Annotated in this window: 10 protein-coding genes; all 10 read right to left on the bottom strand. The window is 70.9% G+C overall.

Going from position 1 to position 10346, the window contains the following annotated elements; genetic code table 11:
• A partial coding sequence (locus ABZ873_RS15360) for a DnaB-like helicase N-terminal domain-containing protein (RefSeq protein WP_360870920.1) occupies nucleotides 1-1012 on the bottom strand: 1012 nt, incomplete at its 3' end.
• Entirely contained in the window at nucleotides 1012-2223 is a 1212-nt protein-coding gene (locus ABZ873_RS15355) for a DNA cytosine methyltransferase (RefSeq protein WP_360870917.1), read from the bottom strand. The genes ABZ873_RS15355 and ABZ873_RS15360, both read right to left, overlap by 1 nt.
• Nucleotides 2220-3086, bottom strand: coding sequence for a hypothetical protein (locus ABZ873_RS15350; protein ID WP_360870939.1), 867 nt, complete (start codon nucleotides 3084-3086; stop codon nucleotides 2220-2222). The genes ABZ873_RS15355 and ABZ873_RS15350 overlap by 4 nt, the downstream gene beginning before the upstream one ends.
• Before the next feature lie 187 nt (nucleotides 3087-3273).
• Nucleotides 3274-4173 (bottom strand): hypothetical protein, encoded by a 900-nt coding sequence (locus ABZ873_RS15345; protein WP_360870914.1) that lies wholly within the window; start codon nucleotides 4171-4173, stop codon nucleotides 3274-3276.
• Nucleotides 4174-4251: 78 nt separating this feature from the next.
• Complete coding sequence (locus ABZ873_RS15340) at nucleotides 4252-4623, bottom strand: hypothetical protein (RefSeq protein WP_360870911.1); 372 nt, start codon at nucleotides 4621-4623, stop codon at nucleotides 4252-4254.
• A gap of 724 nt (nucleotides 4624-5347) precedes the next feature.
• Nucleotides 5348-5806 (bottom strand): XF1762 family protein, encoded by a 459-nt coding sequence (locus ABZ873_RS15335; RefSeq protein ID WP_360870908.1) that lies wholly within the window; start codon nucleotides 5804-5806, stop codon nucleotides 5348-5350.
• Nucleotides 5803-7593 carry a TraM recognition domain-containing protein gene (locus ABZ873_RS15330; RefSeq protein WP_360870905.1) on the bottom strand — a complete coding sequence of 597 codons (1791 nt, stop codon included), beginning with the start codon at nucleotides 7591-7593 and terminating at the stop codon, nucleotides 5803-5805. The genes ABZ873_RS15335 and ABZ873_RS15330 overlap by 4 nt, the downstream gene beginning before the upstream one ends.
• Before the next feature lie 371 nt (nucleotides 7594-7964).
• Nucleotides 7965-8753, bottom strand: a complete 789-nt coding sequence (locus ABZ873_RS15325; protein WP_360870901.1) for a DUF317 domain-containing protein — start codon at nucleotides 8751-8753, stop codon at nucleotides 7965-7967.
• Nucleotides 8750-9139, bottom strand: coding sequence for a hypothetical protein (locus tag ABZ873_RS15320; RefSeq protein ID WP_360870898.1), 390 nt, complete (start codon nucleotides 9137-9139; stop codon nucleotides 8750-8752). The genes ABZ873_RS15325 and ABZ873_RS15320 overlap by 4 nt, the downstream gene beginning before the upstream one ends.
• Nucleotides 9140-9389: 250 nt before the next feature.
• Entirely contained in the window at nucleotides 9390-10160 is a 771-nt protein-coding gene (locus tag ABZ873_RS15315) for a hypothetical protein (protein ID WP_360870895.1), read from the bottom strand.
• Between the last annotated feature and the right edge of the window lie 186 nt (nucleotides 10161-10346).

Below are 10346 nucleotides of genomic sequence, written 5' to 3'. Positions count from 1 at the left end.
CTGTGACGGCTTGGTGCCAGCGGGCCCGGACCGAGGCCAGGGCGGCGAGGGCCCGGCGGCTGCCTGTGGCCAGCTGGTGGACGGTGGTGGCCTCGTCCGCGGTGAGGGCCTCGATCCGGGCGGCGACTTCCTCGGCCTGGCGCAGGAGGGCGCGCTGGAGGATCTTCTGCCCCCAGTGTTCAGCTGCTGGTGTGGGGTGGGAGAGGGCGTCGAGGAGGTCGGTGGGTCCGAACCCGTCGTGCAGGAGTCCGTGCTGCTGTGCCTCCCACAGCACGGTGATCGGGTCCACGGGCGCACCCCGGCGGGTGAGGCCGGTGAGGCAGGTGAAGAGGGCGGCGTGCACGGGAGTGGTGAAGTCGGCTTCCTGCAGCCACCGTGGCAGGTCCTCGGGGTGGGCGGTGGCCGCGGCCAGCAGCATGCGCTCCTCGTCTTCCGCCTCGGCCGTGGGTGGGACCGCCGCCGGGGAGGTGGTCGGGGTCCGGGGGATCGAGCCGGGGTGGGAGGGGAAGGAGGTCGCCATCTCGTCGAGGTGGCCGGCGAGCTGGTCGGCCCGGGTCAGGGCCGTCCGGGCCGGATCGGGTCCCGGGGTGCGGGCGGCCTGCGCGAGGAGTCCGGCATGCCGGCGAAGAACTCGGCGGGCGTGCCCCGCGCGGACCATGTGTGCGTAGGCGGGGGCGTGGGCGTCCGTGCGGCAGACCCTGATGAGGGTATGCAGGTAGGAGGCGGACAGGGATCGGGCCTGGGGCCGGGCGGCGTCCAGGAGCCGGTTCAGCCACACCGGGCTGGTGTGGTGGACCTCGGGCGCCGGCGGGGGCACCGTGGTCATGGCCGCGAACAGGGCTCCATGGGCGGGACTGGCGAAATGCGCCGGATCGAGTAGACCGATGGTCTTCAGGCGCGCGGGCACCAGGAGCAGGGCGCCGAGCAGGGCTTGCTCGGCGTAGTGGACCACCGGCGGCGTCGCCGGGTACGGCAGGAGGTCCTCGTCGGCGGTGGGGATGGTGTCGGGCATCACGCCGCCAGGACGAAGTCGTCGCGGCTGAGCACGCGTTCGACGTGCGGCGCGATCAAGTGGGCGGCGAGCAGCGGGGGAACGGCGTTCCCGATCTGGGAGAAGCGTTGCCCCTTGGTCCCCTGCCAGGGGTAGGCCGGGGGGAAGGACTGCAGGATCCCGGCTTCCTCGGCGGTGATCCGGATTGACGGCGGGGCTGCTTGGGCGGGGCCCGTGGTGGTCCAGACGCACTCGTTGGCGCGGTTGCCGAAGAACAGGGTGGCGGCCGGTTCGGTCAGCGGCCGGACGGAGGCGTTGGCCTGGCTGTTGCTGCGCAGGACCCAGTCCTGTCCGCGCCCGCACCGCGGTGACTTTTCGGCGCAGCCGCACCGGCTTCCGGCAGCCGGGATCTGAGGGCTGATCGGGGGTTCCTGCCAGGCGCCTCGGTCGCGGGCGTCGGAGAGGGTTTTGCGGGAGCCGGAGGGGAAGGGCTCCGGTCCGCCTCCGGGGCCGCCGCCGGCGCACACGGTGGGCACGGGTCCGTCGGTGCGCCCCCAGCCCAGGGCTTCGGCCATGGAGACCCAGGTCCGGCGGCCGGGTCCGAAGAAGGTGTCCGGCTCGCCGAACCGGGTGTGCGTCGGCTCGGGCGGGGCGGCCGTACGGGTGCGGGAGGCGATCAGGATCGCCCGCCGCCGCGTCTGCGGGACCCCGTAGTCGGCGGCGTTGAGGATGCCGGTCCAGGTGGAGAACCCCCAGCCGCGCAGTACGGCGGCGTACTGCTTCCACAGCGGCGCTACGTCGGGGACCTCCTCCATCAGCACCCATTCGGGTTGGCCGGACTGGTGCAGGGCGTGGAGGTAGCGCATCGGCTCGGCGGCCAGCAGGCTCCGGGGGTCACGGCAGGCTGCCAGCAGTTGTTCGCGGGTGTCCTGGCCGGCGGCCAGGTCGGCCACGGCCTGGTGGACCAGTGGCTGGTCGATCAGGCCGAGCCGCTTGCCCGCCATGCTCCATGCCTGGCAGGGCGGGGAAGCTATCAGCCCGCGGGTCCGGCCCACGAACGGTCGGGCCGGGTAGAGCGCGACATCGGTGCGGATGGTGGTCTGCCCGGCCGCCGCCCGCGTCTTGCAGGCCCATTCGTCCCACTCCAGACCGACATCGCGTACGCCCAGGACGTGCAGGGCATGCCCCCAACCACCTGGCCCTGCGAAGAGGTCCACGATGAGGTTGGTCATGTGGCCAGCCCGAAGTCCTCACGGACCGGGTCGCTCTCGCCCCGGCAGGCCCACGGAGAGCAGCCGTTGACGACCCCGGCTTCGAGGTCCTCGGCATCCGGCGCGTTGGGCTCCGACCTCAGGGCGGCCCACTCCGCAGCGGTGACATGGTCGATGGGGGCCTCGGAAAGCGGCACCCTGGAGCGGTGCAGATAAGCCTCACCCAGCAGCCGGTTGCCATTCGCATTCGCGCGCGCATTTCCATGGCGGATGGCTGCATCGAACGCGACGACATCGGCCCATTCGCCAGGTGACCCGTCCCTGATGCTTCGCCATTGGGCATTGCCGTGAAATGGACAGCCAAGGCAGCTCGATTTAGGGGTGCCGGCCAGTCCGATGCCGGTCAGGTAGTTGACACAGTCTGCGCGTGACCATCCCATATCGATGAGCGGGTGGGCGTTGTGCATGTACTGGACGCCGGAATCCTTGGCCCGGTGGAACTCATCCGTACTGATGCCGACCCACTGCTCCACGAATACGCCCTTCGGAACCCTCGCGGGATAAGGGTATCCGAGGATTTCGCGGACCGTTTTCTTGATCGGCTTGATTTTGTATTCGCCTGTGCACTGCCGCCGAGTCATTCCATTCTTTCCATCCTTCTTCAGGATGTGCAGGGGCATGGAGGCGAAACGGTGATTGGGGTCCAGGGCGTCTTCGCGGATATTGCCGGACGAGACGCGCAGGATCGGTATCCCGGCCGGGGCGGCGATTTCCCGTTCGAGGCGGTCGAGGTGCTGGTAGACCTGCTTCGGCTCCCAGCCGGTGTCGGCGAAGATCGCGATGTCGACCTTCGGGAGGGTGCCGTCGGCGGACAGGCAGAGCAGGGCTGAGCTTTGGACGCCGGCACCCAGCGACAGGATGCGCCTGGCGGGGCTGTCGGCCGGGTGGGGGAGGGCCGGGGTGGTGGTGGGCGGTGTGCGGCGGGACGTGGATCTGGTGGGGATTGAGCGTCCTTGGGGATTGCGCGCATCCCAGGCGGGGAGGGCGGGGGGAAAGGGGAGGGGGGAGGTGTCAGCGGGGGCGCGCCGGTGCCGGGGTGGCGCGGGCGGCGGTGGTGGCCGGTGCCGGGGTGTAGAGACCGCGGCCGAGCTGGGCGGCCACGATCATGGCGCCCTTGAGGGTGAGACGGACGCGGTCCTGGGGAGGGCCGCCGTCGGCGGCCGGCGGCGCAGATGCGGGTTCACGTGCGATCAGGCCCTGCTGCTCCAGGCTGAGCACGGTCGCGATGTACGCGGTGCCGGTCTGGCTGTGGGCGAACTCCTGCCCGGCGCTCCAGCCGGTCGCGAGGTGGCCGCGGGCGGTGGCGTTCAGGGTGGCCCGCTCGACGTGGGTCAGTCGGCCGGCATCCATGGCGCCGGGGTGGCTGCGGCGGTTCATCGCCAGGGCGACGGTGGTCGCGGCCTGCAGGGCCGAAGCCGGTCCCAGGGCTGTCAGTTCCTGAGCCAGCTCGGTCTGGCGGACGATGTCCCGGCCCCCGCGCCCCTGGTCCGTTTCCGGCGCCGGGGTACTGAGGAGGGCCTTGGCTGCGGCGAGGTGACGGGAGGATCCCTCGGTCAGGTAGGCGAGCTGCTTGATCCGGATCGCGGCCTCCCTCACTGCGGCGGTCGCGGGCAGCGACTGTTCCTCGATGGCCTTCACCGCATCGGTGCAGGCGCTGGCGAGTACCTGGGCGGAGGCATGCCCGCGGGCCGCGCCATAGGCCGGCCGCAGGCGGGCAAGGGAGTCGTTGTGCTGGGTGAACTGGTCGGCGAGGGCGAGCAGACGTACGACCGGACAGGGTGGTTGCCCCGCGGTGGGCGCAGGCGGGTCGGGTGCGGAGACTGCGGGTGGGGTGCGTTCGGAGGCCGGGTTTGTGGCGGGTGGCGCCGATCCGGGTTCGTCGGGGAGGGAGAAGAGGACGTCATCGGGCATGGTGGACGGACCTTCAGGGGGCGCGGCCCCGAATCGGGGTGGGGGCGGGGGCCGGGGCCTGCGGCTCGGACCGCTGGGTCAGTGCCGTGTGAGCCCCGACGGTGCGGCAGGGCGGGGCGGCAGACGGACGGCCTGGACCGGGACGGAACGTCCTACGTTCTTGAGGGACGGTGCCAGTTCGCGCAATTCAGCGACCACCTGCTGGGCGAGGTCTTCGCTGCTGCCGAGCCGGGAAGTCACGGCCTCCGGTAGATATCGGCCGCGGTGCCGAGCCCGCCGGATGAGTACGACGGCGGCTTCCAACTGCGCGGCGACCTGTTCGAGGACGAGGCTGTGGTCGTCGTCGTACCCGGTTGCCTGGAGCAGTTCGTCCAGAGCGCCGGGCAGCGCGGGACGTTCCTCGGGCAGGCCGTACAGCTGGGCGTGCAAAGAGTTGGCGAGACCGAGCACGGAACCGCCCGAGCTTCGCTGCCCATAGCGGGACGCTGCAGTGCGCAGCAGGCCGAAGCTGTAGGTGACGACATGCGGCGGGGGCGGCGGGCGGGTCGAGATGTGCGTGGCCAGGGCGCGCGCGATGTCGAAGGGGGTGGGCGTACCCGAGGGAAAGGCTTCGGGTGGGGTCGGACTCAGGGGTGCTCCAAGGGATTTGTGGTCAGTGCCGCGCGGTGGTTTTCGGTGTTGCGGTGGCAGGCGCTGATACGGGGGAAGCTAGGCGAGGGAAGGGCGCGCGGTTCGGGAGCTGCCCGGCGGACCGTGAGCACGGCACCCTCGTCAGTGCGGTCTGCGGTCCCGAAGACGGGTTCTCCGGGACGGAGTTGCGCGGCGGGAACTTCGATCAGGTCGGGCTTCGGGCCAGAGGTGGCACTCGGTGCCCAGCTCAGTGCCGGGGGGTGGCGTCCAGGGGGAGGCCGTGACGGTCCGTGGCGTAGCGCAGGACACCGGCGGGATCTGTGTGCCGGGCCCAGTCCTCCAGACCCATACTCAGCCCGTGCGCACGGTGGGGCACACCGGCACCTAGGGTGCTGCAGTTCTGGGGGGCCGGAGGCTGGGAGCTCAGGAGTGCTTTCCGCTGTAACCAAGCCCTTGGGAGAGAGAGCGCCCCTGCTGCGCGCAAAGCGGGGCGGCCGAGGCTCCTCGACGATGGCTTGCTCGGGATCTCACCCTTGGGCTTTCGTCAGTTGGCTTGCCACAGGGTGCGGGCGATGCGCTCGGTGCCACGCGGGGTCCGGGGCCGGGAGGGCGTGTGCCAGCCGTTACGCGGCGGACGGTGCGCGATTACTCGCCACCCCGCTCCCCGCAGGGAGGCGCCGGATTCGCCGTTCTGTGTGTAAGTGATCAGCCGCCGATATCCGAGAGCCCTCGCCGCGCGCCAGGCGGCTCCATAGAGAAGCGAGTTGGCATGTCGTGCGCCGTCGCTGCAGGTGCGGGTGACCTCCAGGGTGTGACCGTCGTCGAAGTGCCGGGCGACTGGGCGGCCGACGATCGCGACGGCGCGGAGAACGCCTTCCTCGTCGGCGGCGCCGACCGCGAATACCTGGCCCGCGGGCGGCGGGTGATGTCGGTGCCAGGCGGCCACGAAGGCTTTCGCGTCGCGGGAGCGGACCGGCACCAGATGCAGCCGAGGCGCGCTCATGCGGCGGGTCCGAAGCCAGGCTGGTCCGGTGCGACCTTCGCGATGGCCCGCGCCGTGATGGCGTCGGAGGCGGCTTTGGAAGCGGCCGACAGCTCTGCTGCCCCTGGTTCGAGGTACCAGGGGCGCAGGTCGAGCATGGCGGCCCGCAGTCCGGTCGCGAAGAGGAGAGCGGTGCCCTTGGGCAGGGCCCGAATTCGGTCCGCCGGCAGGATCCGCTCCTGCCGCATGCTGATCGAGGTCGACTTGCCCGAGTCGGATACAGAGGTGGACTTCGTCTCCACGTCGTGGTCGCCGATCAGCCGCGAGAGCTTGTCGGCGAAATCCGGGTCATCGATTCCGCTGCCGATGACCTTGATGGTGGCCGCGCTCCACAGCGCGTCCATACCCGTGTCCCCCCAGACCTTCTGCCCCTGCCTGTAGGACTGCAAGATCGTGACGGGGATGATCCCGCGCGAACCCAAATGGGAGTACAGATCCGGCAAATCTGTGATTTTGCAGACATTCGCTGCCTCGTCGAGGATTGCGAGCATGGGTGGGTCGAGGCGTCCGCCGGCCCGTTCGGCTCGGGCAGTTGCTGCCCGCATCACCGAGTCGGCGCACGCTGCTATGAGCGCGGAGGCTCCGCCGCCGCCGTCCTTGGAGAGCAGGAACAACGTGTCGGTCGACGAAACGAACTCTGCGGGGCGGAACTCCGGTACGTCCTTCTGGGGGGTCACCCAGGCGGCAATGTCGGCGCTGAGCAGGGCGGATGCGTATTGCCTCGCGGTCTCGTAAATACCGTCTCGGGTCTCCGGCGGACCCTCGACTGTGCCCTTCAACTGTGCTGCGACGGAAGTGAATCCGTGGTCGCGCAGGATGTCGAGCGGTCGCCGATCGGCGGGGAAGGCCAGCCACTGCATCACGTCCGTGATCGGGCGGTTGTCCAGGGCCGCGGCCAGAAAAAGCTGCGCAAGAATGTTCGATCCTGCCTTGGACCAGAAGTCGCCCTGTTGGGAGGCGTCCACGGATGCGGCGAGGAAGTGGCCGGCGAGGCGGTTCGCGCCCTCCAGGGTCTTGGCGTCCGCAAGGGGGCTCCACCACATGGTCCGTGGTGCGTGGGCGATCTGCTGGGGGTCCATCGTCCATACCCGCCCGATCTTGCAGCGGGCGTCGATGGTTGTCGTGAAGGCATCTCCGGCGGCCTTGTTGCTGGTCAGTAGTACGGCGCCGGGTGCGGTCAGGATGGAGGGGATCGCCAGCGAGGTGGTCTTCCCGGAGCGCGGTGCCATGATCGCCACTGCGACGTCCTCGAACCCCATGCGGACTTCGGTGCGGCTCCCCTGGAGGTTGCCGAGGAGGATCCCCGTGTCGGAGGCGGAGATGTTGGAGGCGTCCTTCAGGCTGGGGCGCAGGCTGCGTGCCTTTGCGGTGATCGCCTTGGAGAGGAGCGGCTCGATGTCCTTGGCCTTGGCGGTTCCCTGAACCCGGCTCTTGTTCTTCCCGCCGAAGGCGCCCTTGTGGCGGCTCCACCACAGACCGCCGACGGCGACGAAGGCGATCAGGGCGAGTACGGGAAGGATACGGACACCGAGGAGGAGGGACGTTTCTCCTAGGTCGGGCCAGAGCTGGTCGGGACGGACGAGGGCATCGGCGGGGCGGTAGGCGGCCCATGGGCGCCCGGTGAGCAGGGCGGTGAGGTTCCCGCCGAGCCAGGCGAGATGGGAGAGGGGGAGGGCGACGGCAAAGCCCCCGAGAAGGACCTTGAAGGCTATGTCGTAGCCGTCGGAGGAGGAACTGGACTGGGACAAGGGCGCGCTGTTCCGTGAAGGGGCGGGGGACGAACAAGGAGGTCAGGGCGTACGGCGGACGGCGACCAGACGGGTGGCTGCAGCGGTAGCGGCGTGCTGGTGCCGCGGGCAGCGAGACGGTCGGCGCTGTCCCACAGGGCGTACTCGGCCTGATGGCCGGAACCGCGCTGGCGGCCGATGCGGACGCTGTACCGCAGGAACACGGCAAGACGGCCGGCCATCTCATGGCGGCCGGGGACCGCGGCGCTGCTGGGGATCGGTTCGTGGCGCGTGCGCGCATGTTCGAGGTTCAGGAGCGGGATGCGCGGGAGGGCGTCCGGCTTGCCGGGGCGGCGATCAAGGTCGGCGGCTGGGTGGTAAGGCGGGTTCGGCTATCGGGTGCGGACGTAGCCGGACTTCTGGGGGGTGGTCCGCGCGCGGGAGGAGACCCAGTTGCGGCTCCATGCGGCGGCCCGGGCGGCTGAAAGGCGGGCCTGCTGCCAGGCGCCGAGCTGCTCGGGCAGAACGGATACGGACGTGGTGCGGATCCGGGCGCTGGGCGGTACGTGGCTACGCGGGCGCATCACCGGCTCCGGGTCGGCCAGGGCGCCGGTCAGCGACTGCATCAGGTGCAGCGGGGTGCTCGCGGTGGCCTGAATGGACCAGAGGGGCCCGTACTCGGTTCGAGCACCGATCCACCAGTGGTCGCGGCCGCCACCCACGGCGTCCTTGACGTACTGCACGATGGCGTGGCGGTCGGGGCTCTGGGCGACGAAGTGCTCGTCGGCCTGAATGTTCCAGCTCATCTCGGCGAGCGGTGCCCATACGTTCGGGGCGTGCGCGGAGCGCGGCTTGGTGAGGGCATCCGTCAGCCCGGCGACGATCTCGACGGGGGTCTGCGGGGACAGGGTGACCTGCCAGGCCCCCTGGTGTCCGTGGGTGGCTCCGTGCACCTGCCAGCCACCCGGCGGCTGGTAGGCGACGCGCACCATCCGGTCGGGCGAATCGAACGCCAGCATCGCGCCGGACCCGCGGGCGACGTCCTTCCAGCCTGAGGCCCGCAGAAACTCCGAGACGTGGCGCAGGTCTCCGCTGCCCGCCAGATAGCGGGGTTCGATCAGGTAGTGCTGCTGCGCCTGTTGGGTCTGAGCCCAGCCGGCCCAGTGCTGCTTCTTCGTCACCGGTGCCTCCCTCGGGCGACCAAGGCGGTGGCCTGTGTGGCTGTCGGGGAGCACATCATCGGGGAGCGGCGGGAGGCGATCTCCGCGAAGACCTCGCTGTGCTCGTTCAGGTCAAGCCCGAGGTCGTGCAGGGTGTTGGCGGTGCGTCCGAGGGCCAGCCACATCTCCGCCGGGACGACACCGCTCTGGGCCTGGTGCTCAGTGACGTAGGCGCCGGTGGCGACCAGGGCGGTGAGCCTGCCGAGGATGCCGTCTTCGGAGTCCAGGACCTGCTGGAGGATCCGTGCCGCCTGCTGCGGTCCCGCCTGGGACAGGGCGGCGGACAGCTGGTCGAGTTGGCGTGTGACGCCGGCGGTGAGGGTGTCGGCGGTGGCAGGTGGTGTCATGGGCGGTCCAAGGGCTGTGCCCTACCCGCAGCGGTCAGCGGGCCTGGCGTTGAAGGAGGGGCCGGATCACCGGTGGGTGGCCGCGGGGGCGCAGGGTGCGGCCGGCGGGTGCCCGCGGTCATGACGACGGCGGTGCGGAGGTAGCGGCGCAGGAGGAAGGAGGCGAGCCGGGGGCCGCGTGCGGTGGTCAGCGGCGGGACTCGGCGTCGCCTGGTGGTGGAGTCGGCCGAGGTCGTACGTGCGGAGCCAGTCACCGTGTGCGCGCGGCAGACGGTGCGGCAGGAGGCGGGGTGGGCAGCGAGGCTTCCACGGCCGGGCGGGTGGCGGCCCGCAGGACGGTGGCGACCCCGAGCTGGGCCAGGCGGGTGCCGGCTGCTTGCAGGGCGTGCCCTTGTGCTCGGGTGTCGTCCCCGGACAGTACGTACGCGCTCGCCTCGGCGTCCCAGGAGAACCCTGTGTCGACGAGGATTTCGGCGACCGGGCGGGCGGTGGTGACGGCGGCGAGGCTGCCGTTCTCACGCCAGTTCATGACCACCTGTTCCTGGCGTGCGCCTGCGGCAGGGACGGGCAGCGGGGGGTTCATCGCGTTGTGCCGGACCTGGGCGAGTGCGATGTGGTAGCGCGGCAGCAGGTTGGCGGTGACCGCCCGGGCGGCCCGTTCGGGGTCGGCCGGAACGGCGATGCCATCCGGTTCACGGACGCCGGTGAATGCCTCCGGTGCCACACCGGCTGGGGCCATGGCAGCGACGAGGAATTCCTCTTCGTGGCGGGGGTGGAGGGTGACGTAGAGGCGTATGCCGTCGTCACGTACGAGGTGGGCATCCGCGCCGAGGTCTGCCTCGGCTACTGCGGCGGCTACGTCGTTGAGGTCCCACACGTCGGCGGCGTGGGTGAGCTGGTCCTCAGGGTGGTGGTGCTGGTGGTGCTCGACGCTCCAGCGGCCGGGGAGTTCTTCGGAGAGAACCGTGGCGAACGACTCCAGGTCGCGGTCGTCGTCGGGCAGGACACGGGGGGTGGGCATGGGCTCCTCGAACAGGGGCGGGGATCATCGGTTCCGTCCGGAGGCGGTAGGTGTGAGTGCGGCCGGAGGCGTGGGGGGAGGTGCCGCCCCCAGGCGGGCCGGCGCGGCGGTGGTGCGGGCGCTGATCCGGCCGGTGTCCGCGTTCCGGCTGACCGTGACCGGCGGTGTGTCGCGCGGAAACGCCGG

Source organism: Streptomyces sp. NPDC047014 (assembly GCF_040644195.1).
Taxonomy (GTDB): domain Bacteria; phylum Actinomycetota; class Actinomycetes; order Streptomycetales; family Streptomycetaceae; genus Streptomyces.
The sequence above is the reverse complement of the archived record's forward strand: the minus strand, read 5'-3'. Positions and strand labels throughout refer to the sequence as shown.